28 protein-coding genes and 1 tRNA gene are annotated in these 26,986 nt (G+C 38.0%); 11 read left to right on the top strand and 18 right to left on the bottom strand.

The features are described from left to right. Nucleotides 1-107: 107 nt before the first annotated feature. The 4 genes from PR808_RS15780 to PR808_RS15765 form a co-directional block, all read right to left on the bottom strand. Nucleotides 108-884 carry a dimethyl sulfoxide reductase anchor subunit family protein gene (locus PR808_RS15780; protein ID WP_272539626.1) on the bottom strand — a complete coding sequence of 259 codons (777 nt, stop codon included), beginning with the start codon at nt 882-884 and terminating at the stop codon, nt 108-110. Nucleotide 885: 1 nt separating this feature from the next. Beyond that, nucleotides 886-1,503, bottom strand: a complete 618-nt coding sequence (locus PR808_RS15775; RefSeq protein WP_206082307.1) for a DMSO/selenate family reductase complex B subunit — start codon at nt 1,501-1,503, stop codon at nt 886-888. An 11-nt stretch (nt 1,504-1,514) separates the two neighbouring features. After that, nucleotides 1,515-3,944 (bottom strand): DMSO/selenate family reductase complex A subunit, encoded by a 2,430-nt coding sequence (locus tag PR808_RS15770; protein WP_206082306.1) that lies wholly within the window; start codon nt 3,942-3,944, stop codon nt 1,515-1,517. A 283-nt stretch (nt 3,945-4,227) separates the two neighbouring features. Then, the gene (locus PR808_RS15765) at nt 4,228-5,496 is read right to left on the bottom strand and encodes a mechanosensitive ion channel family protein (RefSeq protein WP_206082305.1); all 1,269 of its coding nucleotides are present in this window, start codon (nt 5,494-5,496) and stop codon (nt 4,228-4,230) included. 333 nt (nt 5,497-5,829) lie between these two features. Here PR808_RS15765 and PR808_RS15760 point away from each other — a divergent pair, with 333 nt between their 5' ends. Beyond that, nucleotides 5,830-6,336, top strand: a complete 507-nt coding sequence (locus PR808_RS15760) for an anti-virulence regulator CigR family protein (RefSeq protein WP_241016769.1) — start codon at nt 5,830-5,832, stop codon at nt 6,334-6,336. Nucleotides 6,337-6,759: 423 nt separating this feature from the next. Continuing rightward, on the top strand, nt 6,760-7,608 hold the full coding sequence (locus PR808_RS15755) for a D-amino-acid transaminase (RefSeq protein ID WP_272539647.1): 849 nt from the start codon (nt 6,760-6,762) through the stop codon (nt 7,606-7,608). A gap of 14 nt (nt 7,609-7,622) precedes the next feature. On the opposite strand, the gene PR808_RS15750 is transcribed toward PR808_RS15755, so the two are convergent. The 3 genes from PR808_RS15750 to PR808_RS15740 all read right to left on the bottom strand — a co-directional run bounded on the left by PR808_RS15750 (nt 7,623) and on the right by PR808_RS15740 (nt 10,319). Next, on the bottom strand, nt 7,623-8,198 hold the full coding sequence (locus PR808_RS15750) for a cysteine hydrolase family protein (RefSeq protein WP_206082304.1): 576 nt from the start codon (nt 8,196-8,198) through the stop codon (nt 7,623-7,625). A gap of 95 nt (nt 8,199-8,293) precedes the next feature. Further along, the gene (locus tag PR808_RS15745) at nt 8,294-9,655 is read right to left on the bottom strand and encodes a sensor histidine kinase (protein ID WP_272539625.1); all 1,362 of its coding nucleotides are present in this window, start codon (nt 9,653-9,655) and stop codon (nt 8,294-8,296) included. Further along, entirely contained in the window at nt 9,645-10,319 is a 675-nt protein-coding gene (locus PR808_RS15740) for a response regulator (protein ID WP_206082302.1), read from the bottom strand. The genes PR808_RS15745 and PR808_RS15740 overlap by 11 nt, the downstream gene beginning before the upstream one ends. 171 nt (nt 10,320-10,490) lie before the next feature. Here PR808_RS15740 and PR808_RS15735 point away from each other — a divergent pair, with 171 nt between their 5' ends. Together PR808_RS15735 and PR808_RS15730 are read left to right on the top strand one after the other, a co-directional pair. After that, nucleotides 10,491-10,736, top strand: a complete 246-nt coding sequence (locus PR808_RS15735) for a hypothetical protein (RefSeq protein ID WP_206082301.1) — start codon at nt 10,491-10,493, stop codon at nt 10,734-10,736. A 22-nt stretch (nt 10,737-10,758) separates the two neighbouring features. After that, nucleotides 10,759-11,550: a MipA/OmpV family protein gene (locus tag PR808_RS15730; protein ID WP_272539624.1), complete on the top strand. Its 792-nt coding sequence runs from the start codon at nt 10,759-10,761 to the stop codon at nt 11,548-11,550. A gap of 54 nt (nt 11,551-11,604) precedes the next feature. Here PR808_RS15730 and PR808_RS15725 read toward each other — a convergent pair whose 3' ends face one another. Next, on the bottom strand, nt 11,605-11,865 hold the full coding sequence (locus tag PR808_RS15725) for a DinI-like family protein (protein ID WP_206082299.1): 261 nt from the start codon (nt 11,863-11,865) through the stop codon (nt 11,605-11,607). Nucleotides 11,866-12,126: 261 nt separating this feature from the next. Here PR808_RS15725 and PR808_RS15720 point away from each other — a divergent pair, with 261 nt between their 5' ends. Beyond that, entirely contained in the window at nt 12,127-12,660 is a 534-nt protein-coding gene (locus PR808_RS15720; RefSeq protein ID WP_272539623.1) for a GNAT family N-acetyltransferase, read from the top strand. A gap of 19 nt (nt 12,661-12,679) precedes the next feature. On the opposite strand, the gene PR808_RS15715 is transcribed toward PR808_RS15720, so the two are convergent. Beyond that, on the bottom strand, nt 12,680-13,093 hold the full coding sequence (locus tag PR808_RS15715) for a GNAT family N-acetyltransferase (RefSeq protein ID WP_272539622.1): 414 nt from the start codon (nt 13,091-13,093) through the stop codon (nt 12,680-12,682). Between the two features lie 206 nt (nt 13,094-13,299). Here PR808_RS15715 and PR808_RS15710 point away from each other — a divergent pair, with 206 nt between their 5' ends. Beyond that, entirely contained in the window at nt 13,300-13,896 is a 597-nt protein-coding gene (locus PR808_RS15710; protein ID WP_241016767.1) for a pentapeptide repeat-containing protein, read from the top strand. 60 nt (nt 13,897-13,956) lie between these two features. On the opposite strand, the gene PR808_RS15705 is transcribed toward PR808_RS15710, so the two are convergent. The 4 genes from PR808_RS15705 to PR808_RS15690 all read right to left on the bottom strand — a co-directional run bounded on the left by PR808_RS15705 (nt 13,957) and on the right by PR808_RS15690 (nt 16,659). Further along, the gene (locus PR808_RS15705) at nt 13,957-14,085 is read right to left on the bottom strand and encodes a hypothetical protein (protein WP_263974613.1); all 129 of its coding nucleotides are present in this window, start codon (nt 14,083-14,085) and stop codon (nt 13,957-13,959) included. 459 nt (nt 14,086-14,544) lie between these two features. Beyond that, a tRNA-Pro gene (locus tag PR808_RS15700) sits at nt 14,545-14,621 on the bottom strand. Between the two features lie 73 nt (nt 14,622-14,694). Next, the gene (gene yejM, locus PR808_RS15695) at nt 14,695-16,410 is read right to left on the bottom strand and encodes an LPS biosynthesis-modulating metalloenzyme YejM (protein ID WP_206082292.1); all 1,716 of its coding nucleotides are present in this window, start codon (nt 16,408-16,410) and stop codon (nt 14,695-14,697) included. A 21-nt stretch (nt 16,411-16,431) separates the two neighbouring features. Further along, entirely contained in the window at nt 16,432-16,659 is a 228-nt protein-coding gene (locus tag PR808_RS15690) for a YejL family protein (RefSeq protein WP_047755730.1), read from the bottom strand. A 241-nt stretch (nt 16,660-16,900) separates the two neighbouring features. Here PR808_RS15690 and yejK point away from each other — a divergent pair, with 241 nt between their 5' ends. Next, nucleotides 16,901-17,902 (top strand): nucleoid-associated protein YejK, encoded by a 1,002-nt coding sequence (gene yejK, locus PR808_RS15685; RefSeq protein WP_272539621.1) that lies wholly within the window; start codon nt 16,901-16,903, stop codon nt 17,900-17,902. Nucleotides 17,903-18,031: 129 nt separating this feature from the next. On the opposite strand, the gene rplY is transcribed toward yejK, so the two are convergent. After that, entirely contained in the window at nt 18,032-18,313 is a 282-nt protein-coding gene (rplY, locus tag PR808_RS15680) for a 50S ribosomal protein L25 (RefSeq protein WP_206082290.1), read from the bottom strand. Nucleotides 18,314-18,480: 167 nt separating this feature from the next. Continuing rightward, nucleotides 18,481-20,238: a DEAD/DEAH box helicase gene (locus PR808_RS15675; protein ID WP_206082289.1), complete on the bottom strand. Its 1,758-nt coding sequence runs from the start codon at nt 20,236-20,238 to the stop codon at nt 18,481-18,483. A gap of 222 nt (nt 20,239-20,460) precedes the next feature. On the opposite strand from PR808_RS15675, the gene rsuA reads away from it, so the two are divergent. The 3 genes from rsuA to PR808_RS15660 all read left to right on the top strand — a co-directional run bounded on the left by rsuA (nt 20,461) and on the right by PR808_RS15660 (nt 23,372). Further along, nucleotides 20,461-21,168: a 16S rRNA pseudouridine(516) synthase RsuA gene (gene rsuA, locus PR808_RS15670; RefSeq protein ID WP_206082288.1), complete on the top strand. Its 708-nt coding sequence runs from the start codon at nt 20,461-20,463 to the stop codon at nt 21,166-21,168. A gap of 17 nt (nt 21,169-21,185) precedes the next feature. Continuing rightward, entirely contained in the window at nt 21,186-22,370 is a 1,185-nt protein-coding gene (locus PR808_RS15665; RefSeq protein ID WP_206082287.1) for a Bcr/CflA family multidrug efflux MFS transporter, read from the top strand. 660 nt (nt 22,371-23,030) lie between these two features. Then, nucleotides 23,031-23,372: a hypothetical protein gene (locus PR808_RS15660; RefSeq protein ID WP_206082286.1), complete on the top strand. Its 342-nt coding sequence runs from the start codon at nt 23,031-23,033 to the stop codon at nt 23,370-23,372. Nucleotides 23,373-23,580: 208 nt separating this feature from the next. On the opposite strand, the gene mepS is transcribed toward PR808_RS15660, so the two are convergent. Both mepS and PR808_RS15650 read right to left on the bottom strand, forming a co-directional pair. Continuing rightward, the gene (mepS, locus tag PR808_RS15655; RefSeq protein WP_206082285.1) at nt 23,581-24,165 is read right to left on the bottom strand and encodes a bifunctional murein DD-endopeptidase/murein LD-carboxypeptidase; all 585 of its coding nucleotides are present in this window, start codon (nt 24,163-24,165) and stop codon (nt 23,581-23,583) included. 737 nt (nt 24,166-24,902) lie between these two features. Beyond that, entirely contained in the window at nt 24,903-25,502 is a 600-nt protein-coding gene (locus PR808_RS15650) for a YrbL family protein (protein ID WP_206082284.1), read from the bottom strand. Between the two features lie 329 nt (nt 25,503-25,831). On the opposite strand from PR808_RS15650, the gene PR808_RS15645 reads away from it, so the two are divergent. After that, a complete protein-coding gene (locus PR808_RS15645) occupies nt 25,832-26,176 on the top strand; it encodes a hypothetical protein (protein ID WP_272539620.1) in 345 nt (114 codons plus the stop codon). A gap of 121 nt (nt 26,177-26,297) precedes the next feature. On the opposite strand, the gene yeiP is transcribed toward PR808_RS15645, so the two are convergent. Continuing rightward, nucleotides 26,298-26,870, bottom strand: a complete 573-nt coding sequence (yeiP, locus tag PR808_RS15640) for an elongation factor P-like protein YeiP (RefSeq protein ID WP_206082282.1) — start codon at nt 26,868-26,870, stop codon at nt 26,298-26,300. Nucleotides 26,871-26,986: the final 116 nt, after the last annotated feature.

Raw genomic sequence — 26,986 nt, 5'->3', positions numbered from 1 at the left:
ATCTGATTACGTTCAATGATATTGTTGCAGAGTAATTTTGGCATTTAATCAAAGAACGCCAAAAGGCGTCCTTTGATAGGTCATTTTAACACAGTAACAACAAAGGGTTACATGGTGATTTGCCATAAATTATAGAAAGCAATGCGACCCGCAAGTTCAGCCAGTAAAACCGCTGCCGCACAGGTAGCTAAGGTCGCTTTCGGTGCGCGTTGTTTCAGTGCGATACCAACAAATGCAGCTAAGGCAATAGCTAAAACAACCACTTGGAAGCCCCAGAAACCTGTTTGCTCGCTACTGAGAACAGGGCCTGTTTCTGTTAGGAACGCTTGATATCCCGCTCGGCTGGCAAAAATAGCGAACGTACCGATAAGAAAAGCAGCAATGCCTAATCCGCGAGCACCAATGGCAATGGCAAGTGCACCACCCCCAACGAGCATGGTCATCCACATTTGCAGTGTGGTATAGCCCGTATTCCAGTTTGCGATTGTTGCAATGCTATATACCTGTGGGATTGACCAGACAAAGGCTAATCCAGATACCACAGCCGCGATATTCGCCAATTCACGCAAGACGGTATTTTTGAAGAACAATGTGAAAAACAAGGTTGCTGCTGCACATCCAACAAATACACCACTTAAGAAGGCTTCGTTACTCATTGGAGAACGACCAACACCTAACAGCATATTAAAGAAGCGCAGTGGTTGACCTACGTGCAATCCACCGATAACTAAACCAATGAGCATAATAATAAACGCAACGATATTCGCCGTTTTTAACTGTTTGTCATCGATGGAACCCATTTTGCGGCTTAAATAGGCCAACAAAAACAGCCCCGCAGCGGATTGCCCTAAGACGGTGAAAAAAACTAATGGTAATTCATGCATTTTACACCTCCGCAGGGTTTTTTAGTTCGCCACTTTTATCACCAAATGGCTTCGCGTCTTTATGGGGTTTGATGACAATGTTCGGATTAGTGAAGCTTGGGTCTGGCATTGGTGCAATCCCACACTCTGTGCCATGTAACTCACGCAGAACATTAATATCATCAAAGTCTAAAGCGCGTTGTGGGCAGGACTCAACACACACGGGCTTCATACCTTTTGCGACACGCTCATAACAGCCATCGCATTTGCTCATCAGTTTTTTCTTCTCATCAAATTGCGGGGCACCATATGGGCAACGCAATTCACAATAACGACAACCTACACAAATAGACTGATCAACAACTACTAGGCCATCTTCTTCTCGCTTATGCATTGCACCTGTTGGGCAACCCGCGACACATGTTGGGTTTGAACAGTGGTTACAGGAAATTGACAGATAATAATTAAAGACATTCTGCTGCCAAATGCCATCTTGTTTTTGCCAACTACCGCCGCCAAATTCGTACACACGACGGAATTTAGGGCCTAAATCTAAATCTTTTTCGTCCTTACAACTGACCTGACAGGTTTTACAGCCAGTGCATTTTGTGGAGTCAAAATAAAAGCCATACTGTTTCATGATTTAACTCCTTAAGCGCGTTTAACTTCAACAAGGTTAGTATGCTGTGGTGTTCCTTTTGCCAACGGAGAAGGCACGTGAGAAGTTAATGTATTGATACAACCACCAACATCTAAACCTTCACTATTTAGAGTACGCCATGCACCCTGTGGAACAGCAATAACACCAGGTAAGACACGCTCAGTGACTTTGACTTTAATTTGGATACGGCCACGGTCATTGAAAATTTCAGCCAGATCACCATTACTTAAACCACGTTGCTGTGCATCAATTGGATTGAGCCAAAATTGGTGTGGGATGGCTTCACGCAGCATCGCAACATTATAATAAGAGGAGTGTACGTGGCCTTTATCATGGAAGCCTGTCATTAATAAAGTGTGCTTTTGGTCTTTAGCTTGTGCTTCAACCCCTTCTTTATTCACACAATATTCAGGAAGAGCAGGGATGCGCTGGCCTTCTGGCAACTCCCAGTTTTTGACTCTTTCAGCTAATTTTTCCGAGTAAATTTCAATTTTTCCAGATGGTGTTTTTAACGGATTGTTAATCGGGTCATCACGGAATTTTTTTAGTGCAATATTTTCGCTACTATTTAGGAACTTACGGTCAATGATACCCGCACCGTCTGTTTCACTAAATTCAGGTAGATGTGGCATTTTTTCACGAGTCTTGTTGTAACAGAACTCAATCCACTCAGCGTAAGTACGGCCTTCCGTGAACTGTTCTTTAACACCCATTTTTTCAGCGATTTCGGCTAACACATCATAGTTAGGACGGTTTTCCCATAACGGCTCAATCGCGTTTTGTAAGCGTACAAGATAATGATACGCACCGCTTGCATAGGAGTTATTAATCAGGTCGTTAGTTTCAACCGTAGTGACATCAGGTAACAGCAGATCAGCATATTTAGCGGATGGGGTATCATGGTTATCCCACACCAAAATAAACTCACACTTAGACTCATCCGAGAGAATTTCATGCGTTTTATTCAAATCACCGTGCTGGTTGCCAATGACGTTACTGGAATAGCACCACATAAATTTGATGTCATTTTCCAGTTTATCGACGCCTTTAATACCAGCATTTTCTGCAGTCAGTTCTTTACCTCGTACAATGGCTTCAGACCACATGTAGGTTGGGATCAACGCTTTCACAGGGTTAGGTAGCGCAAAACCTGCAACAGGATAAGCGTAGCTATTACCCCATAAACCAGTGTTAGTTCCTGCTCGGCCAATGTTACCTGACATCAATGGCAGCATCATGATAGAACGACATGCTTGTTCGCCATTTTCAGTGCGTTGTAAGCCCCAGCCCTGTGAGATCCAAGCGCGGTTTGCATTGCCAATTTCACGTGCTAATTGGGTAATACGTGCAACAGAGATGCCTGTCAGTTTACTTGCCCATTCAGGGGTTTTAACAATGCCATCAGGACCATTACCTAAGATATAATCTTTGTATGATCCATTACGCGGTGCAGAAGCAGGAAGTGTAGACTCATCCCAACCGATGCAATAATTTTTCAGGAATTCTTCGTCAGTTAACTCTTCTTGGATCATCACATAACCCAATGCAGCGACTAATGCAGCATCCGTGCCTGGGTAAATAGGGATCCATTCAGCGCCCAAAGTTGTGACGCTATCCGTGCGGCGAGGGTCAATAATAATGACTTTCGCTTTACTTTTGTCTAAGGCATTGAGTGTTTCATAGAATTGGCCACCACCAGACATCCGTGTTTCGGCGAGGTTATGCCCAAACATGACGACTAAATCAGAATTTTGGATTTCAGATAAATAAGACTCTTCAACGCTACCATATACGTATGGTGTAATTTCCATTAATTGAGCGTACGAATAAGTACCGTAGTCACCTAAAAAACCACCCGTTAAGCTAAGTAAGCGTTTACATGCTGCGCGACCATGCAAATTGGCGCCTGTAGAACCTGAACCGTATTGGTAGTAAATAGCATCACTGCCATATTTATCAATGGTATATTTCAGTTTTTCAGCGATGATGGTGGTGGCTTCATCCCAAGTGATTTTCTTGAATTTACCTTCGCCTCGTTTACCCACACGCACCATTGGGTATTTTAAGCGGTCTGGGTTGTAGGTTTTCCAACGTACAGAACGTCCACGCAAACATGGACGGATTTGGTGCTCGCCTAATGTGGAGTCATCGTACATTGTTTCGTTAGAAATACGGCTGATAACACCGTCTTTAACGTGAACCTTCAGAGGGCAACGACTTCCACAGTTAACTAAGCATGCGCTATAACTGATTTTTTCGCTGACTTCGTCAGGCATGATTGCTGGTGCTTTTGCTTGAGCAGAAAAGGGGAGAGTGATTGAGCCTGCTACTGCGGCGACACCCGCAACAGTTGCGGAGGTTTGTATAAACTCCCTCCTGCTCAGTTCTCCAAATTGAGTATTATTTTTAATTTTATGCATTGACATTGCCTATATGTAAATAACAACACGACTTTCTTGTTTTATATGTTAAAAAAAGTCTCTGTTAAGTGACATGACGTACATCAATGTTACTGCGGATAAATTAGATGTATTCATATAATTTATAAGGTTTTTTTTTTGAACTGGAACCGATTTTAATCCTATTTTTATTAACAATCGTTATGTTTTTTTTTATATAATGGTGGGGTATGAAGCGAGGAAAAGAGGGGGTAAACCCTCTTTTAAAATACTACTTTAGATGTAGAAAAATAAGAAACTTTAACTAATTACTTTGGGTTAACGGTTTTACTGCCGATTGGTTAATTAACCTAACGTCATTTCCGGTAGGTGATTGATGCGGCATTAAATTAAACTGTGGCAAAATGGAGAAAATATGGTCAAAGATATCCGATTGAATCCTCTCATATTCAACCCAAACCGTTGTGTTAGTGAAGGCGTAAATCTCAATTGGAATACCATTTGAGTCAGATTCCAATTGCCTCACCATAATCGTCATTTTTTTATGAATATTGGGGTGTGCTTTTAAATAGGCATCAATATATGCGCGAAATGTCCCAATATTAGTCAAACGTCGCTGATTTAATGGGATTGCTTTATCATCAGGTATTGCGGAATTAAAAACTTGGATTTCAGACACTTTTTGGCCGATATATGGCTCAAGTAAATTTGCTTTTTCGCAATGCGAAATTTCTTCTGGTGTCAAAAAATGTACGCTGGTGGCATCAATACGAAAGCTACGTTTTATCCGGCGCCCGCCAGATTCGGTCATGCCTTTCCAGTTTTTAAAAGAATCTGAAATTAATGCATAAGTTGGAATAGTTGTAACAGTATTATCCCAATTACGGACTTTAACGGTGGTTAAACCGATATCAATAACAGCACCGTCCGCACCGTATTTAGGCATTTCTAACCAATCGCCAATATTGACCATATTATTGGCAGATAATTGTATACCAGCAACTAAGCCCATTATTGGGTCTTTGAATACCAACATCATCACTGCTGTCATGGCACCGAGTCCACTTAAAATAATCAGTGGAGACTTACCAATTAGTAGCGCAATGATCATGATTGCAATCAGTATGGATGCGATGAGCTTAATACTTTGGAAAATTCCTCGCAAAGGAAGGTGAGCGGTTTTAGCAGCACGTTGTAAGATGCCTAACACGATATCGAGTATGGAGTAAATCGTTAATAAGCCAAATAATAGGCACCATGCTTGTGAACCGACTTTAAGCACTATCTGGGCTGTTGACCCAGTAGATAGCCAAAGTGATGCTTGAATGTTAACAACAATACCTTGAATTACAAATGCAATTCGGTTGAAAAGATTATGTTGGGTAAGCAAATGCGGCCAGCTACCTACTGATTTTTGCCCCCGTTTCTCTAATGAGGGTAGCAATATTTTGTGTAAAAAAAGGTGTAAGACAAGGGCGACAATCAGTATGAGCCCAAGCACAATGAGCAAAGAGGCGAGGTTGGCATAGTCTTGATTAAACTGGTGTACCCAGTCGAGCAGTTGCTGCTGCATGTGTTCTCCTTCTATCAAAGGTTTTGTAGAAAATCTCAAAAAAGTGAGCAAAGCCTGAATAGCATATCATATATGCGATAAAAACTCATTAAGGGTGATATTAAACACTGCCTTAAATGTTTTAATTAGTTAATAATTTCATCACATTAATGGCGACTAAGACTATCATTAAAATAGCAGATTTCAAAAGACACAGCCCAGTAGAGAAATAACATTTACATAACATGACAGATGATAAGTATTTTCCGATTGCGAATGAATATGGCACAGAATAATGTTTGCTGAATATTAAAAGCGAGTTTTCTCACAGATCTGCGTATTCAGGGGGTAATCATGAATATATTTAAGTTAAGTAATGTTGGGAGGGGAGTACGTTCTCGTCATCTACTATTTTTCTTTGCGATGGTAATGCCACTATCATCAATGTCTTCACCATATGAAAATAATGAGCAAGGAAAGGGTAAAGGGCATCACCAAGTTCATAATGGAAAGGATAAGCAAACTCAGCGAAACGAAAGAAGTAATGCTAAATGGCATCAAGATACGAATAAGCAGAAACATACGCTGGCAAATTTTAATGTCAGTTTTGGTTATGCTCGTCCACTCGCTATCGAATATGGCTTAACTGGGTATAAAGGCTTACCACCAGGTATAGCGAAACAAATTGGTCGAGGTAAACCATTACCACCTGGTATTGCCAAAAAGGTACTCCCTAGGGAATTTGTATCGCAACTTCCAGTGTATGTTGGTTATGAATGGCAGGTAAGTGGGCGGGATTTACTGCTTGTTGCAGTTGGAACTGCGATTATTGCAGAGATTATTGAAAATGTTTTTGAATAAAAAAGCGGCTTTGAATTCAAAGCCGCTGTGCAAAATGTTTGCAAATTAACGCTAATGATAAGGTAAATGAAAGGTTTGATTGACTAGAAAACAACTAACTTACATAAAACGTTTTGACAGTAATTCAACGACTTCTTGAACACTACTGATAAATTCTTTAATGCTGCTCATGGTTAACTCCGATTATTAAAGTGTGATCTTGATCACGTGAGAGCATTTTAATCTTTGGATTGTTAATGTCAAGTTAATCCTAAAATATATTTTAAAAATTAAACATAATTTTAATGTGGATATTCATCACGGTTATTGGTGCATCCTCTAGACGCTTTATAAGAAAAAAGAGATGAATTTAAACGCAGATAGATAAATATGGTGTATGGTTAATGATATAAAAGAGAATAAAATGGCAGATTAAAGGGATGTATCTCAATGATAAGTTACGTAAATGGTCAATACCTACCTGAAGAACAGGCAACAGTCTCCGTTTTTGACCGGGGTTTTTTGTTTGCCGATGCGGTGTATGAAGTGACAGCCATTATTAACGGTAAATTGGTCGATTTTGAACATCATATTGCACGCTTACAACGCTCATGTCATGAATTGCAACTTGCTTTACCTTATAGCTCAGAAGAAATTAAACAAATTCATACGCAATTAATTGAGCGTAACAATATCAATGAAGGACTTATTTATCTTCAATTCACTCGAGGAAATGCAAAGCAGCGTAACTTTTTATTCCCTGATAAAGATATTCAGCCAACATTAGTCTTGTTTGCACAAAAGACGAATATTGTTGATAACCTAAAAGTAAAAAATGGCATTAGGGCTGTCACAGTAGACGATATTCGATGGGCGCGGTGTGATATTAAGACAGTGGCTTTATTAGCGGCTTCTTTAGCGAAAGAGTATGCTAAACAACAAGGTGCTGATGATGCAATTTTCGTCAAAGATGGAATTGTAACAGAAGGGAGCTCCAGTAATTGTTTCATTGTGAATCAACATGGTCAATTACAAACCCGAGGGTTGAGTCATGAAATATTACCAGGCATTACACGAAAAGCCGTTCTTTCACTGGCTAAAGAGCAGGGTATCGCAATTATCGAAAAAGCGTTTAGTTTTGAAGAAATGCTAACGGCGAAAGAGGTCTTTATGACATCAGCTACAACATTAGTTTGCCCTGTGATCAAGATTAACCATCAGAAGATTGGAGAAGGTAAGCCGGGGAATATTGCCATCCGGCTACGTGAGATTTACCTAGAAAATACAAAATAATAAATTAGGCTTTGCTATTTTAATTGCAGAAATTCCTTAACGGAAGAAACGGTGACCATACCCTCTAATGCTTGGAGACTTTGTTCATGAAGTTCAAGTGTTGGCGCGGCGCATAAGTCATCTAAAATGGTGACAAAATAGCCTAAATCATGCGCTTCCCGTGCTGTGCTCTGAATGGCTTTTACGGTGCTTACACCACCGATAAATAATTGCGTAATTCCATTATTAGTCAGCCATTTATTAAAATGGTTTCCTGCAAATGCAGAGACACCTTTTTTAATCATGATTGGGTCACGAAAACCCACATCAAGGTCATTTACCCAATTGCAGCCATTATCACTTAACTTTAATGCGCCGATTTCTTTGGCATGTTGAAACATGGGGGAGCCAGCGGGAACATCGTGGTAATTATCAGAAAAACCGACTTTTACCCAAATAACAGGAATATGAAGGTTCCTCGCGTGATTGGCTGCTTGATTCGTTTTTTCAATAATTTTGCGCTCATAAGTTTGTTGGTAGCTGGAATTTGATAAGCCATTTTTACCAATTATCTCTTCAATGAGATCAATAATTACTAATGCCTTGGACATTATTGCCTCTTTTTGCTGTAAGTAAATTAACTTAAAGGCGGCTATTTTAACCCTAAAATAGGGAGTGTGTTGTTAACTCAATTACAGAATTAGATTTATGGCAAATCAATAATGAAACCAATCCCTCTATTATCTAACCCATCAGTAACTCTAATTGACGCATTAATTTTCATTGCTAAATTATGGGCGATGGATAAACCTAATCCACTCCCTGTTTCCATTGTGCCAGGAACACGGTAAAAGCGAGAGAAAATGAGTTGGCGACTTTGTTCAGGAATGCCTCGCCCATTATCTTGTAATGAAATAGTGGCACCAAAGGGGGTTAAATCTTTAATTGAAACTTTGATATTTCCTTTTTCAGGGCAATATTTGATCGCATTTTCAATTAAGTTGGTAAAGATATTTGTCAGAGCTAGTTTATCTGTGAGCACATAGAATGATTCTGGGCTTTGCAGTTCAACATCAATATTCTTATTAATTGCATAAGGAACATGGGATGAAATAATGGTGCTGATTAAAGTGGGTATATCGATTTGCTCTTTATTTAAGACGAAATCCTCGGCTTCTAAACGGGCTAAATCAATAAGCTGATGAGATAAAGAAGCTGCACGGTTTAGTGTCTCCTGCATGTCATTAATAATTTCTTCTTTTTCTTTTGGATTATCGATTTGCATTAATAAGTGTAATTGGGCGATAACGGCAGCAATCGGGGTGCGAAGCTCATGTGCGGCATCTGCCATAAAACGCTTTTCACGCTGATTAGCCGCATCAACACGAGCCATTAAATTATTGATTGCGGCAATAATCGGCCGAATCTCTTTATATTGTTCCTTAACTTCGATAGGCGTTAAGTTTCCAGGTTGGCGGCTGGAGATAATTTTTGCCGCTTGTCTTAATGGTCTTAGGCTAAAATAAGCGGTAATTAAAATAGCAAGTAACATTATTCCTAAAATAAAGGCGAGAGGAATTGCAGTGCCTTCAGCAGGGTTTCCTAATAATGATTTTCTATCACTATAGGACTCTGCAATAACAATTTCGAATGTGTTTGTTTTATCCCAAGCAGAGGTGAAATGCCAATCTTTATGTAGGTTAGCTAATTCAGAAACAGATTTTAGTGAAGGAACCTTTAATTTTTCATTATTGCGGTAAAAAACATTGCCTTGTTGGTCCCTGACAACCATAAAAGGACGATAGGTTATTTCATCACCACTCTCCATTGCGTCTGCATATAGATTTTGTAGGTTATCTGCAATTTCTTTGAAATATTCAGGGTTATTTGAAACCACACTTAATGTTTTAGCAAATCCTTGAGTAATAATCTCTTGCTGTTTATCAAGCTCTTCATGAATTGAAGGCCAATAGAAAAACTGTAGCCAGCCAACTAATATTAGCCAGAGAAAAATTACAGAGCTAATTTGTAATCCGAAGATATAAATAAAAAAGGACTTAACTTTCACTTGTTTGAGCTTCTTTTTTTAATAAATAACCGATACCACGGATAGTAATAATGCGTTCTTTACCTATCTTGCGGCGCAAATTATGGATATGAACCTCTAAAGAGTTACTTTCTACATCATCAATACCAAAGAGACGTTGTTCTAAGTCTGTTTTTCGAACAACATTATCGGCATTCTTAATTAATTCATACAGTAATAAATATTCTTTTCCAGAAAGTAGAAGCAGTTGCTCATTAAGTGTGACTTGATGATTTAACGGGTTTAATTGCAGATTATCTAATTGCCAAATCTCAGAAGAAAACCCCGCTATTCTACGGCTTACAGCTTTGACGCGAGATATAAGTTCTGGCATAGCAAAGGGCTTAGTCAAAAAATCATCTGCACCTGAGTCTAAGCTAGAAACCAAATTATCCATCTGATTTCGAGCTGTTAATATAATGATTGGAATTGACTCCCCAGATTGACGCCATGCAATTAATTCTTCCTGACCATCACCATCAGGTAGTCCTAAATCTAATAGCATTAAATCAAAATTACGAGAAGCGAGCTGTGACTTTGCATCTGTAAGCAACCGTACCCAACAGGGGTTAAAACCAGCTAATTCAAGTCCACGACAAAGTGCTTTTCCCAACTGGAGATCATCTTCTACTAATAGGATATTCATATTATCACCTCTGACCGTCAGTATAAGTAGTCAATGGAAACCAGACAATATCTCGCCGTCTCAAGTTCAGCTTAGATTTAAGTTTATCTTAAGGTTGGTTTAACCCAGTTTTAAGGTACAAAAATATAGACAGATTATTATTCTTACACCCTCCTAAGAATAAGAGCATTGATGATGAAACAAGCTTTCTATGAAGTACCAATGTTTATTGCAGTTATTCTCATCGCTTTGATCATCATGGGAAAAGATTTCAATAAAACATCAGGTATTTATCCTTCTAGCATAACAATCAATGAAATATCAACATGTATTGATGTTAATAAATGTATTTCGCAGTCGCATCTTTCTGATGAAAGAAAAAACAAATCAAACCTATTAAAAGAAATTAAAACGTTTTTAAGACAAAAGATTTATTAACTACGATGAGCGTAATTTGAACATGAAAAAAATTGTAGCATTAATGGTTGGCATTTTACCTTGTAGCTATGTGTTTGCAGGGGAAAGTACATTTATTGCAGGGGCGGGGATCAATATAGCACCCGTTTATGAAGGTTCAAAAAAGTACCAGCTTGGACCAAGCTTAGAAGCAACGTATGCATATCTTTCTGATGATTATGGCGTATTTAGCTTAGGTATTGAAGGTGTAGCATGGGGAATAGGCTTAACGGACAATCTCACTTTTGTCAGTTCATTGGGCTATGACTATGGGCGTGATGAAAAAGTTGGATTTTTGGGTAATAAAAATAAAGACCTAAAAGGAATGGGGGACTTAGAAGGCTCCTTGTTAGTTGGCGCTGATCTGTCTTATACACTAAATAATTATGAGTTTTACATCATGGGTGATATAGCAACAAAAGATAGACGCTATGGCGGTCGCCATATAGGTCGAACTGTTACTATAGAATTAGGTATGAATACAGACTATGACATTAATAGCTCATGGGAAATGGAATATAATTTAGCGGCGGTTTGGGGAAATAAAGCCTATAACCAAGCTTATTTTGGTGTTTCCAAACAACAAGCCAGCAAAACTAAATTCGCAGAATATGATGCAGGTAGTGGTTTTAAAGATATACATGGCTCAGCCATATTAAATTACAATATGGATGATAATTTCACGCTATATACTGGTATCGCTGCGTATTATTTAATTGGTGACGCAGGAAAGAGTTCATTAACAGAACAAAAATTAGGTTTTGTGGGGTTAACTGGTTTCCGCTACAAATTTTAAGTATCCAAAAAAGGAATGCTTATTGATTACTAACATTCCTTTCGTTAATGAAGTCTATTCAGCAGTATTTTCTTCGGGGATCCACCCGTCATCTAACCAAATTTCTTCCAATATTTCTTCAATGCGGATTTTATCTTCAGACATTTTGGTTCCTGAAATGTTTACGCGCTGCTGCGAGCTAAAACCAACACGGGTTACCATATCAGGGTATTGATTTTGCAATTTACGTAAAATCTCAGATTCAAGCGCGTGTAAAACGTTTGTGCTTGGTTTTTGTGGTGCATTTTTATCAAATAAAACTTCAATTCTTAACATAATAGCCTCGGCCAATTACTGTGTTAATATACAGTATTTTTGGGCGTATATAGAAAAAAGTCAATATGATCACAAAAATATTTTTTAAATTAATCTGAGTTAAAAACCAATATTTTTATATTAGAAAATAATAAACAATTAAAACAAATAGTTATTTTTTTATAAAAATAGGTTTGCAGTGGATAAAATGATTGTCAGATTTTAAAAAAAACGTATTCTAAAAGTGTAATTATGTTCATATAACGATGAGTCTAAAATCAAATGCTACATTCAATCAGAATTTCTAGGGAAAACATAAACGAGAATAATGTTGTTAATCAGCTATATGATCAGGCATTTCCGCTTTATGAGCAGAGAAGTTATCAAGGTCGTAAGTCAATTTTGAGTCATGACGACTATTATCTCTATTATTTTACAGATAATAACGTATTTGTTGGTTTTATTGGTTGCTGGAAAATTAATGAATACTTTTACATTGAACATCTCGCCATTTCAGATTCTCTCCGGGGGCAAGGGTATGGTCAGAAAGTACTAAAGCAATTCTGCTACGATGTAGGGCTAGTTATCCTTGAAATTGATCCTGTAATTGATGAAATCAGTCAAAAGCGGCTTTCGTTTTATCAGCACTGTGGTTTTCAACAAAACGAATACAACCATGCTCACCCAAGTTATTATCCTGAAAATAAGCCCCATAAGTTAGAAGTATTAAGTTTTCCACAGACAATAGATAAAGAAACGTATCAGCAATTTAACCAGATGCTACAAACTGTTGTGATGGAAAAATCACTACTATAGACCTGATTATTAGGTCATTTTACCTAGCGATGTAGCAGTAAATAAGCTCTGGATCATTATCATCTATGTTTTCAATACAGCCACTAGGAATAAAGCCAGTTTTTATCAATAGCTGTTGAGTGGCTGTATTTGATTTATTAGTTGACGTGAAAACTTTGGCTGTCGGGCTTTTCTTTATCAATTGATTGATTAGTATAAGCCCAAGACCTTGCCGACGATATTGGTTATTGACCATTAATAGTTCAATAAACCCATAGCCAAAAAAATGTGTGTTTATAACACCGTACGCTAATATTTCTTGATTTTTTTCCAATATAAAACAGTCATTCTGTTTTACCCAATGTGTGATTTCGTTTAATCGAACATCTGTCGCTACAGTGTCTATTTTGTAGATATTGTCTATGTCATCAATTGTTGCTAAACGGCAATTCATGTGAAGGTATCTTCTAATTTATTAGGGGGTAGTAGTATAGAGCTAAATAATCTTTATTTTCAATAAATTAGATGTGTTTGTTGGTAAGCAGAACATAAAATAGGTATTTATGTGCAAAGGGCCAGGTTACTATAAAAAATACATGGTATTATATACAGTAAATGTCAGCTTTTAGGTGTGTGATGACATGCATTATGAGGTGGAAAGTGGAAATAGAGAACCATGGTGAATATTTAGAACAAAAATTTTGTAACTTAGAGCTTGAAAACGAAAGACTAGAGCATGTACTTTTTGAGCAGTGTGAATTCATCAATTGTAACTTTACTGGAAGCTGTTTTACAGATTGCCGATTTGTCGAATGTACATTTCTAAAATGCAATTTGAGCCTAATCTCCATCCCTAATTCCCGTTTTTCTATTTGTGAATTTAATGGGTGTAAATTAGTGGGGGTAGATTGGACAAAAGCGCATTGGCCTCGTTTTGATTTTTATTCACAGCTGAGTTTTAAAAGTTGTATTTTAAGCGGTAGCAATTTTTTTGCGCTTAAACTTCATGAAACTCATTTTGATGATTGTCGTTTACACGATATTGATTTTAGAAATGTGGAACTCAATAAGTCTGTGATAACAGATTGTGACTTATCAAACAGTCTGTTTATGCAAACTAATTTAACTTCGGCTGATCTTACAGGTACTCATTCTTTTACGATTGATATTCGACAAAATACCTTAAAACAGGCTAAATTTTCGCGTTTTGAAGCATTAGAGTTGTTATATGGGCTAGATATTCAACTTATTGATTGAGATATAACAAGTCATAAAAATGCCCTTTGCAGGGGGGCCTGAAAGGGCGATTATTTAATATTACATTGCATACATAAGTCCTATTTGCTTATCTTCAACCTCAATACTAATTTTGTCGCTATCAGGCATTTCAATAGTCGCCAAAGAGATGAAAAAAGCAATGACAATGATGGTATATACGAGAAACATAAAAACCTCCCGTAATGCTTGGCGGTGACAGTACTGCACGTAAGCATGTTCGCTCAATTTAAGAATAAATGAGTTTTTTAAATTTGGGAATAGAGAAGGGACATTTTTTAAAAAGTTTATTGTTAAAACAACTTATATTTATCAGGTATTTTATCTGAGTAAACTTCTTTAATGCCCATCCAATCAGCGATTAAGTTAAAGAAATTAAGGCCATTCCTTCGAGCTGATATGAATTCTCGCATTTGCGAGTCTGAAGAGGTAATAAAAAGCGGTGGTTCAAAATTTTGTTTACGTTTATCGCCATGAGTCAAATCTTTTTGATTATCAATAAAAGAAAGACCATGAGCTGAAAAATAGAGCATAGACCATAATTTTTCGGTTTCTAATAACTTTTCTACATTAAAATCAAAGACTCTATAAAAAAACCAACCGTAATAGGTTGGTTTTCTTAGGGAATTTTGGTCGGCATGATAGGATTTGAACCTACGACCCCCGACACCCCATGACGGTGCGCTACCAAGCTGCGCTACATGCCGAACTGTGATTTATACTACCCAATTTGGTCTTAAAATCAAGAGGCTCATGTTGAGACTGATTGATAATTAAGCACTAATTTTCATTAAATCGTTTTAATTCTGTGAAAATTTTCAGAAGCTCAGCCAAGTTAGGTTTTGCTTCTTTTTCAATAACACCTTGTTTATCATAAATATTAAATTGCCCATTATGATCCATATATAAAGTGGCATTGTCAGTGGTAATGACCACATCATTGTCATCACCAGTAATCACCCACGGGTATGTGCGTTGGTTACTGAATAAATCTTCACCTTGGCTGTAATCATCTGTTTGATTATTCACATGCAATAACCGTTGCATCAATGTCGTCATAATGTCTTGATGGCTAGTTAACTTGCCTATTTGTTGAGCAGGTGTATTTGGCCAATAAATAAATAAAGGGACGCGCATTTGATCGCGATTAAAGTTCTTATCGCTTAGCCAATCCTCTTCTTGTTTACCTTGCTTATTATAGTTAGCAGTAATAATGACGATGGTATTTTCAAGGCGGTTATCACGTTTCAATGTTGCGATAACTTGGTCAATTTGCTTGTTAGTTTGTGGGCTGCCTGGTACGCCTTTGATATTCAAGAAAGAGAACCAAGGTGCATCATGTTTAAGGTTATCTAACCAGCTAATCCATTGATTAATAGTTAGGCTATCATTATCTGCTGTTTTAGCAGGTAATGAGTAATCGGATAAAATGGCTTGACGGAACAGTGGTGAGTTAAATCCATCTGTTGAAAACAGACCAAACTGATAACCTTGGTGTTGTAGCGCTTCAACCAAGACAGAAGGGTGACGACCATTAAGAATGTTATCAAGATAAGTAGATGAGATGCCATAGAAGAGACCAAACAAGGCAGTGTCATCGCGTAAACCTGCAGTATAGTGATTCGTAAACTGCGTACTCATCTCTCTAAAGCTGTTAAGGGAGCTCATTGTTGTTTGTTGAGCTTCATTACCGAGATCGTCCACGACCAGTAAGAGTAAATTATACCCTGTACCTTGGTCGTAGTAACTCAAAGGTTTAAGAGGGTAATTAAGCTTCAGAGCGGTAGGACTACCATGTTGGAATACCCGATTTTGGTGCTCGGTAAGATCCAATAAACCATATCGGTCTAATAATTTACGGGCCGTCATCGGTTGTGATAATGGGTAGTTATAACGCTGCATCGTGATTGGACGATAAAAATTCGCATCGGCCCACGCATACATCAAATGCGACATAATGAATGTCACAATGAAAATGCCTGCTAGGGGCTTACCAAACGTTTGGCGGTTTAAACTTCGTAGTTTTTGCCAACTCCAAGTTGCAAACAGCATTTCTACCAAGAAAATAATGGGGATACTGATAAACATCAGTTGCCACTCACGAGCCATTTCTCCTTTGATTGGATTGATGACTAAATCCCAAACTTGTGGTGTTAGATGAAGGCCAAATTGGCTAAAAACACGGATATCAAAGATTAGGAGTGTAATACCTGCAGTGGCAAGTGCAACAAAAATTAGCCTCAGCAGCCGCTGAGACATCACAATAAAGGTCAGTGGAAAAATAATGAGTAGGTAAGCGGCAAAGACCACAAAACTAAAATGACCTAACCAACTGACGAAGGCGTATATACGGCCAGCTAAGGTGTCTGGCCAATCAAAAATAAACAGATAGCTACTACTTAACACGAGGCTAAGCAGTATATTAAATAGTGCAAACCAGTGTCCCCAACCAATCATGTTAGAGACTTTGTCACGGTAGCGCTGATGGGTGACCATACTGTTTATTTCATTAATCTGTTAGTGTGATTTATCTTCTTTTACAGAAGAAAGTAACGCATTGGCAAAGGATTCTGCAATCATTTTACGTTGTGCGGGGGCAACTGACGTATTGAGCAGGTTCGTTACCATGTTACCTAACACCATTAGGGAAAGGTCAACAGGGGTATGGTTTTTTTCTAACACACTCACGAGGTCAGAGAGTAAACCTTCAACTTTTTCATCACTATAGCGAGATGATTGTGGCATAAATTGAGACATCCTAAATTAATGAAAGCTCCATATCATAGCGTATAGCCGCATGTTTTTCTTCTTTCTTCGCAACAAATTTTTGTTTAAGTGATAATAATGCTTATTCAGATTCAAAAAGTGTGTATTAGTTCAGCATTTGCTGATGAAAAATGAGGCAAATGATAGTTTCTATTGCAGCGTATAGATATCAATGTTTGAATACGCGCGATAATATTTCTGCTAGAAGAAGGAGCTAACAATGAGTCTGGAAATTACCCAGATAGCCTTACATCAGTTGATTAAGCGAGATGAACAAACCTTAGAGGTGATGTTACGGGATTCTTTATTGACGACTGATGATGTCGTGCAAGACATGATGGCAGAATTGCACCGTGTTTACAGCGCAAAAAGTAAAGCCTTTGGTGAATTCAATGAAGAAAGTGAATTAGCTGATGCATTAAAGCTCTTACGCAAGGGTGAAGAAGAATTTTTAGGTTTTAGCCGTGCTATGACGGTTCGTTTAAAGGATGAACTCGCGAAATACCCATTTGCTGAGGGGGGGATTGTTCTTTTTTGCCAATACCGTTACCTTGCCGTTGAATATTTATTGATTTCTGTTCTTAATAGCTGCGATAGCATGTTTGTCACAGATACATTAGATTTAGGGACGACACATTATTTAGATATTCCACACGCAGATATCGTTGCACGCATTGATTTAACCGAGTGGGAAACTAATCCAGACTCGAAACGCTACTTAACATTCTTAAAAGGTCGAGTAGGGCGTAAAGTATCTGATTTTTTTATGGATTTTTTAGCGGCATCTGAAGGTTTGAATGCGAAAGTGCAGAACAAAGGTTTAGTCCAAGCGTTGGATGATTTTTGTGATAATGCTCAGATGGATAAAAACACTCGCCAAGCATATCGTCAACAAGTGCATAGTTACTGCACTGAACAGCTGCAATCTGGCGAAGAAATTGAATTACAGGAATTGGCGAAAGAGTTGCCACTGGTAGAAGAACAAAGCTTTGATGATTTTGCTCGTCAAAATGATTACCAATTGGAGGAAAGCTTCCCAGCAGATAGGGGAACACTTAAACAATTGACTAAATTTTCAGGTAGTGGTGGCGGTATAACGATTAGCTTTGATGCTATGTTGATGGGCGAACGTATTTTTTGGGACCCAGTGACAGATACACTAACCATTCGTGGTACGCCGCCAAACTTACGCGACCAATTACAGCGTCGTGGCAGCAAATAAAATATTTTGTTAGCGTATTGGTAATATTGATTGATGCAAAAAATAAAGTTTTAGAAATAAATAACGCCGCAATTGCGGCGTTATTTACTCGGCGTCCCGAAATTTCTAAAGCTCGGCTGTGGGCTTTAATTAAGCGCGCAGGAAGTCAATGTGCGTCACTTTTGGCTTAAATGGGTGACGTTGAACAGCCTGAACTTTTACTTTTGTTTCTTTACCATCGATAACCAGAGTCAGAACTTCGTAAAATTCTGCTTTGCTTTCTTGGTTAATAACTTCATCGTGGCTCAGAGTGATAGAGATAGGCTCTTGGTTACCACCGTAAACGATAGCTGGAAGCTGATTATCTCTGCGCAGGCGGCGGCTCGCACCCTTACCCTGCTCTTTACGTTCAATTGCATTGATAGTTAACATTACTATTTCTCTATAAAAAGAAAATATAAATTCCTGCTACAGGCGACCCAGCAGCAGGTTCGAGATTAGGCCTAGGAATAACGCATTTTGGAAAATGAGAAATTGGAAGGCGGCGGCATTTTATCGAAAAAACCGCCATCCAGCAATCTTTAAGATCGTTTATTGCGTCAGGAAAGGGAGTTTGCGATGCGAAACCGCCCTTGATAATCAAAAATTTTCTCTCTAATTTCCCAATAGCGGTCTTTTTTCCGTGCCACGATAAATTGTGGGTAACGTAATAATGATTGCTGCAAAATAATGTCATTTGCATTATTCCATTTAAATGGAATGCCTGGCGCTCGTTGGTGCTCACGCAAAAAACGGTATTCAAATACACGACGCTGAGAGGGAGTTGTTAAGCGATAACGTTCTGAGACGCTAGTGCCATCTTCATCATAATAGTTTATTTTTATCCATTCACCTTTTGCATCATTACCAGAGATAAATTGCATACCACCACAACGAATAATCAGTGCATCTTTTAATTTTAATGCTGCTTTGAGCATGTCATCAGGATCAGTAAGGACTTCTTGGCACTTTTGGCAACGGCGAGCTGCGATATCATTTTCAGCACCACAGTGGGGGCATTGCTTAAAACGAAAGCGGAACTCACATTGTTGCTTTTGACCATTATCATCTTCTTCCCAGCCTTGGCAACGACGGCCATAGTGCTCAATAATTTGCCCATCAGTAGTACATTTTCCCCAAAACACATTAGCAAATTGGCAAAGAGGGCAAAAAACTTGAACAGGGACACTGGCAGAGTTTGGTTTACTGCAACCGACTTCAGGGCGATATAAATCATGAGGATTACCCGCATAATCTAAAATCAAGCATTGGGTTTTCCCCTGGCAAAGACGTAACCCACGACCAACAATTTGCTGATATAAACTAACTGATTCAGTTGGGCGCAAAATTGCAATCACATCAACATGGGGGGCATCAAAGCCAGTGGTTAGAACAGAAACGTTGACAAGATAATGTAATTCTCTGTTTTTAAATTGATTAATAATAGCTTGTCTATCAGACGCAGGTGTTTCGGCGGTGACTAATGCGGCAGACTTTACTGGTAAATAACCCAAAATTTCTTTTGCGTGCTCGACGGTAGCCGCAAAAATCATACAGCCTTGCAGTGGTGTTGCATATTCAATGATTTGTGCAACAATTTTAGGTGTAATACGTTGTTGTTTTTGCAGTGAAAGGTTTAATTCTTGCTCATTAAAAATACCTGCAGATGTCAACGAAACTTGGCTAAAATCATACTGCAAAACAGGCATATCTAAGCGTTCAGGGGGAACTAAAAACTTATTTTTAATCATGTAATGCAGTGGCAGCTCATAAATACAATCTCGGAAAAAACAGTTTTCATCACCCCGAACTATGCCATGATAATGATATTGGTAAATCCACCCGCTACCTAAACGGTAAGGGGTAGCGGTTAAGCCTAGAATCCGTAAGGCTGAATTGCTTTTTTGTAGATGCTGAATGATTTGCTGGTATTGGCTTTTATCATTCAAACTGATGCGATGGCATTCATCAATAATCACTAATGAAAACTGTCCATTGAAAGCAGCAAGATTACGAGCGACAGACTGTACGCTGCCAAAAACCACTTTATTTTGTGATTCTTTTCGGTTCAGCCCTGCAGCAAAAATATCCGCCTCGAGGCCATAGGCGAGGTATTTACTGTGATTTTGCTCGACCAATTCTTTAACATGGGCCAAGACCAGTACTCGTCCACGGGCAAGACGTGCCAATTCAGCAATCACCAAACTTTTCCCTGCACCGGTAGGCAGCACAATAACGGCGGGCTGAGTGTGTTTGCGAAAGTAGTGGATCGTCGCGTCGACGGCTTCTTGTTGGTATGGGCGTAAGGAAAAAGACATATTGCTCAGTATTGGTTAAAAAAACAGGTGAATGAGGTTAAATTTAATTTAAAACAATGACTCTGTCTAAAGATGTATGTTGTTTCATGGAAACTATCCCTTAACTAGGGTTATTGTTATAATGAATTATGTGATAGTAATCACAGCAACCTTTCATTCTTTATTCTGACAGTTAAGCGTTATTGTACGCTTCGCTGGCAATCCATCAAGTTAAGAGAATCTATGCGACTGGATAAATTTTTGTCCCAGCAATTAGGGATAAGCCGGAGTTTGGTAGCACGTGAATTGCGTGCAGGTCTTGTTACGATTGACGATGAAGTGGTCAAATCAGGAGCATTCCAAGTCACGCTTGACCATGAAGTCGCTTATGATGGAAATGTGTTAGTACAAGTCACGGGGCCGCGTTATTTTATGTTGCATAAGCCCCAGGGGTACATCTGTTCTACCGATGACCCAACACATCCTACCATTCTTTATTTTATTGATGAGCCGCTTGCACAAAAGCTTCATTCTGCGGGGCGCTTAGATATTGATACGACAGGGTTAGTGTTGCTCACCGATGATGGACAGTGGTCACATCGCATTACATCGCCTAAACACCATTGTGAGAAAACGTACCGTGTTCAATTAAGTGAAGATATTGCCTCCGATGTTGCCAAACAATTCGAGCAAGGCATCATGTTAAATGGTGAAAAGTACCCAACAAAACCCGCACAACTCGAAATTATCAGTCCTCGTGATGTTCGCTTAACTATCAGTGAAGGCCGTTATCACCAAGTTAAACGAATGTTTGCCGCGGTAGGAAATCATGTTTGTGGACTGCACCGTGAGCGAGTAGGGGACATTTACTTGGATGAGACCCTTGAGCAAGGCGAGTATCGCCCACTGACAGATGAAGAAATTAATAGCATTAATGTACCACGTAAATAAAAGCAGGAGTCTATAGCGTGCAACAGCAGCGTTCATCCTATTTGGGGCTGATTTTAATATTAGGTTTATTGTCTATGCTAATGCCGTTGGCTATTGACATGTACCTACCTAGCTTTCCGACGATGATGCAATATTTTAATGTTGATGAGGGGCGGATTCAAATGACGCTCAACAGCTACATTTTTGGTTTTGCGATTGGGCAACTTTTTTATGGACCAATGGCGGACAGCATCGGTCGTAAACCCGTGATTTTGGGTGGAGTAATTGTTTTTGCTATAGCATCGGCTGCTTGTGCAATCACCGAATCAATTGATTCACTTATTTGGTTACGTTTTTTGCATGGTTTTGCCGCCGCAGCCGCCAGTGTGGTAATTAACGCATTGATGCGTGATATGTTTACGCGCGACGAATTTTCTAGAAGTATGTCATTTGTGGTATTGGTGATGACGATCGCACCTTTATTGGCTCCTATTTTAGGTGGCGAATTGATGCGTTGGTTCTCATGGCATGCGATTTTCTGGAGCATTGCCATTGCGGCAGTTATTGCAGTGATTTTAGTGAGCTTTTTTGTGCGTGAAACATTACCCGTTACGAAAAGGCAAAAATTCCACATTGGCACAACATTACGCCAGTTTGCGACCTTATTTAGGGCAAAGCAAGTTTTGTTCTATATACTCGCGAGTTCATTTTCGTTTGCAGGGATGTTTTCATTCTTAAATGCAGGTGCATTTGTTTATATCGACCTAAATGGCGTTTCTCCTCAACATTTCGGTTACTATTTTGGTATTAACATCATTTTTCTCTTTATTATGACGACTATTAACAGTCGCTATGTTAGGCGCTTTGGCGCAGAGAAGATGCTGTATTTTGGTATTATTATCCAGTTTATTATGGGGATTTGGTTATTAGGCACAACCGCATTTAGTCTTGATTTTTGGACGTTAGTTATTGGCGTCGCCATTTATGTCAGTGGAATTGCAATGATTACATCTAATGCGATGGCAGTGATCCTTGATAATTACCCACATATTGCAGGAACGGTCTCTTCCTTAGCAGGAACGATTCGTTTTTCAATTGGCGCACTAGTAGGAACGTTATTATCACTGATCCCCGCTAAAAATGCGTGGCCAATGGTAGGTTCGATGGTGGCTTGTGTCGCTTTATCGATGCTTTTTGTTTTGTTAGCTAAAAAAGCGAAATAATCTCTGAGTTATCAGCTTCATGGATGAAACTGATAATTTGTTCTCACCTTTTATTTCCCCGAATATTCTTATTTTCCCTTAAGTAATCTCTTATCATTCACATTATATTGAGTTTTTTCAGTGTTACTGTTCGGTAATTTCGATTAGTTTATCATCGGTATTAAATTACGTGATGAAAAATGATCTAAATCAATTATCATTAGTGTGCTTTTTGTTAAATTTATGTTTTTAATGACACCCAAAATGGGATTGACTGAGCTAATTGAAAAATAACTATTCATCAAAAATTTGAATGGTTGTTGCTATTTTTATTTGGTAAATGTAAAAAATAGTTAAATGATTTACCTATCATGTTGAAGGTTGATGTCAAAATTAATTTAATTTTTAATATTTTTAGCAGAAAAATAGACGTGCAATGATTTGCGTCACAAAAATTTAACGACACATCATAATTTTAATGTTATATTTAGGTTCTAATATTTAACATTGTTGTTACTTTTTATTGTGTTAAAGCTTCGGTTTGAACGAGTAATATTTTGAAGTCAAAAATTGACTTCAAAGAACACACAGGATATAGGGTCATTACTCAATGTTAAGTTTGTTTGCAGGGCTATTTCCTGTAATTAGGCAAAATACCAATTGTTTTAATAGGATATTTTTGTGGAAAAATTAGGTCTTTCGGTGGTGCACAGGCTACCGCAAAGCTACCGCTGGTTATCAGGCAAAATAGGAACAGACGTAGAAGTTGTGCCTATGAATGATGTTGATAGCGATAATCTTGTGGGGCTAAAATTACTTAGTCATGACTGTGCAACAGATTGTATTGCGATGCAGAAACTGTCTGAATCGTTATCCGATATGCAGATTTCAAGTGCTATCCTAGAATGGCAGAAAGAGGTTTGTCTGTTCATTCATGCGAATGATGAATTAGCTGCAATGTGCCGTTTAAAAGCAACGGGTGTTGCAATTGCGGAGCTATCTTCAGGGTTTTATTGTGCTTAGTTAGCTTGAGCTGTAATGTTTTTAATGGGGGAGATATTGTATCTGACTCATTTTGTGGTGGCTAATAAGGGCTAGTATTTATACTGGCGTTAAAAAGATTATTCTACGCAATAATGGCAGTTTTCATTTTTACTTGATAGCAAATATAAAAAAAGCTTCCAATTTTGGAAGCTTTTTTTATAGGTAAGGGGGAGTGTTTTACTGAAAATTAGGAGCCGTTGATAATACGACGACTTGCATAATACCTTTTACTCCAATAACTATTAGACATTTCAGAAACAATGACACCACTGCTGGTTGATGCATGAACAAATTTTTCATCACCAATGTAAATGCCAACGTGTTTCATTGTACGACCTGTTTTAAACAGAACAATGTCACCCACTTTTAAATTATTACGCTTTACGCTTTTGCCTGAAGACTCTTGTTCTGACGTTGTACGAGGTAATTCTACGCCGAATTGTTCAAAGAAGGTGCGTTGAACAAAGCTTGAACAATCAATGCCGCTTTTAGTGGTTCCGCCTAGGCGATAAGCAACACCTTTCCAACTTGCATATTGATTCATGATTTTAGATTTAGTGTCAACACTTTGCACTAATTCTTCAAATTCGTCTTGGGATGCCATTGTTAAAGAGTCGCCTGCAGCACCGTTTAACATGCGAACATCTGATTTAGCAGTATATTGTGTATTTTTTGTCGACTTCGGGTTGGTACATGCTGTGAGTGTTACGGCAATAGCAACTGCCGGAACAATGCGCCAAGCATAGCGCTTAAGTTTTTCAGAGGTTAACATTCTTATATATATCCCTTACCATTTCTTTATCGCATTATTGTGTAAAGAGACACAACAAAACTAAACTTTTCCCTGTGAAAAACGCATTGATAAATAAGAGTGTGCTTTTCGCAGAAAGTGTTTATCACGCCATCTAAATCTTTACTGGATCAGAGGTTTCTTGTGACCTTATTGAGTATAGATGAAAGCTCAATATTTACTAATTCAGTTATTGCTTGAAGTTAGTACCGTAACAGCCCGAATACCAAACCTTTAAGAGCATACATAAACAAAACCGAAATGGCGAGTTAATAGGGGGATAATTTACAAAACATTAGATAAAAGTGCATATGTGCCATTGAGTTATGTGATTGCTGTCATATGTAGCGTATTTTTGCGTATAATTGCGCCGATTATTGATAATGAAATATGATCTTTCTCACATTTATTATTACTCTGTTTCAGTTTATTTACGTAATAAGCTTTTTTTGCACTTCAAATGTAAAGAAGTTTAAATTTATGCAAGGTGAGCTCAAATTTTAGCACGTGTAGAAAGCTAAATTTTGACGGTCAATTCTTCTCTTGGTGGTTAAATAGGCGAGTTTAATTAAGATATGCAATAACTACTGTGTATTTATCAGTATTTATTGAGGGGGCCTTAAACAATAAAGGAATAATATATAATCACTCCTTTATTGCGTAGAGGGATAAAATTATCGAATAAAAATTAAATAAAAAAGATAACTAAAAATGGATATTTATAATTTGACATGGAACTCTTTGTATAGCCGTTTTTCAAAGTCCGCAAAGCGGCGGTCTAACGTTGAACGTGCAATTGTGGATGAAAAATAATCGAGCGGAATTAAATTAGACGACCCAAGGTTATCGATAATTAAAAATTGCCCATGTGGTTTATAGCCTAATTGATAAACGATATTATAGGTTTTTAGCGCCATGGTGGCGATTGCTTCTTTATAAATAGATTTTTTAAATTGAGCATAAGCAATTTTCATATTTTTTTGATGCTTTAAGTAGGCATTTTTATTTTTTAGATAATAATCTAAAGTATGCGATACATTCCCTGTTTTATCCTTAATTAATTGAAACACGTAACCTAGCCCAAGATTGGTTTCTTGTGTGCCAAAATAGTGGGACACTGTTGTCGCTTGGTATTCCTTTCTATAAAGGCGCTTATAGTACCGCACTTCTCTGAGTGTTTCTTTATCATCGCGGCCTTTTAGGTGAATCTTAATACAAAGCTCATCATAATCTGGGTGCTGGTAACAGGCTCGTTGACGTCCAGAAGCAATTAAGTTAGTCGGTGATAAATTAATTTTGTAGTTGAGTTTTTCATTCATATCTAATAACACTATTTTTGATACATCGAATACAAATAAATAGAAAAAACACTAATTTCGACGAAGATTGCTATATTTTCGTCTTATTTTAATAGACTTAATTTTATATGTGTTGCAATACGTGTGGTCATTAAAAGTGTGATCTAGTCTAATAATTATATATTGAATATCATCCAATATTAAAAATAAAAAACTACGACCATAAGTGAAATCTCTAGCTGTTCATTAGGAATAAGATGTCGTCCTCATTCAGTTGAACTGAATTATTCATTTAAGAGTAAATAAATTACTAAAAATGACGATAACTTAATTTTAAGAGGAAAATTCTTATGAATGGCTTAGTAAAAAAAACAATATTAACATTTTTAGCAGCGACTACATTAATGACCAGTATCTCAACATTCGCTTCACACAACAGTGGTCAACAACGTTCTAATACTGCGGTTATTCGTTTTACAGGCTCGATTGTTGCTGCTCCATGTATCATTAGTACAAATCAAAATTTTGTCGAAACAAAGTGTTGGAGTGACTCAGGAAAAGAAAAAACACAGTCTGTTGATGTTTCCAAGTTAAAAATGACAGAACAACTATTACCAAATTTGAAGGGCTCACAGCAGTTTAACTGGATTAATAAAGAAAAAACGATGGGTATTTACACTGTTAAGTATGATTAATGACAATAAATGAAATGAGGAAGTAGTAGGCTAGGAGAGTATGATGTTAAATAAAAATGTATGCCTATGAGCATGTTGTCCATAGGCATACACATATTAGTATTATTTTATCGATATAAGATTAATCACAACGTCCCATATAGCGGCGTTCAGGGATATGAATACGAATTTTTTCACCACTGGTGAGATATTCAGGAACCTGAACGGTTAACCCCGTCGGCATCAAAGCGGGTTTTGTACGTGCACTAGCGGAAGCACCCTTGATACCTGGTGTTGTTTCAGCAATAACCATATCAACAGTTTGCGGTAATTCTAAGGCTAAAACTTGCCCATCCATTGTTAGAACTTGCATGCCTGGTAACCCTTCTTCAGGGATAAACAGCAGTTCATCTTCAATATCTGCTTTTTTGAAAATATATGGCGTGTAGTCTTCGTTATCCATGAAAACATATTCATCACCATCAATATAAGAAAAGCTGACACCACGGCGAGTTAACGAAATCGTTTCTAAAATATCATCGCCTTTAAAGCGTTCTTCAACTTTCTGGCCCGTTTTGATATCCGTAAAGCGCATTTTGTATAAAGTACTGGCACCACGAGCGCTAGGTGCTTGAATATCAATATCTTTAACGAGTAGTAACTTGCCATTGTAGTTGATTGCTAAACCACGTTTGATTTCGTTGGCCTTGGCCATAAATAACCTTCTTTGGTATTGTCAAAAAGAGTGCGACAAAATTACTCGCACAAACGGGATTAGGCAAGATGTTGAGGTCAATTTTCAGTGAAAATTTTTTGAAAAATAACTGATGG

Source organism: Providencia sp. PROV197, from assembly GCF_028479625.1.
Taxonomy (GTDB): domain Bacteria; phylum Pseudomonadota; class Gammaproteobacteria; order Enterobacterales; family Enterobacteriaceae; genus Providencia; species Providencia vermicola.
This window is presented reverse-complemented; position numbering and strand designations above follow the sequence as displayed.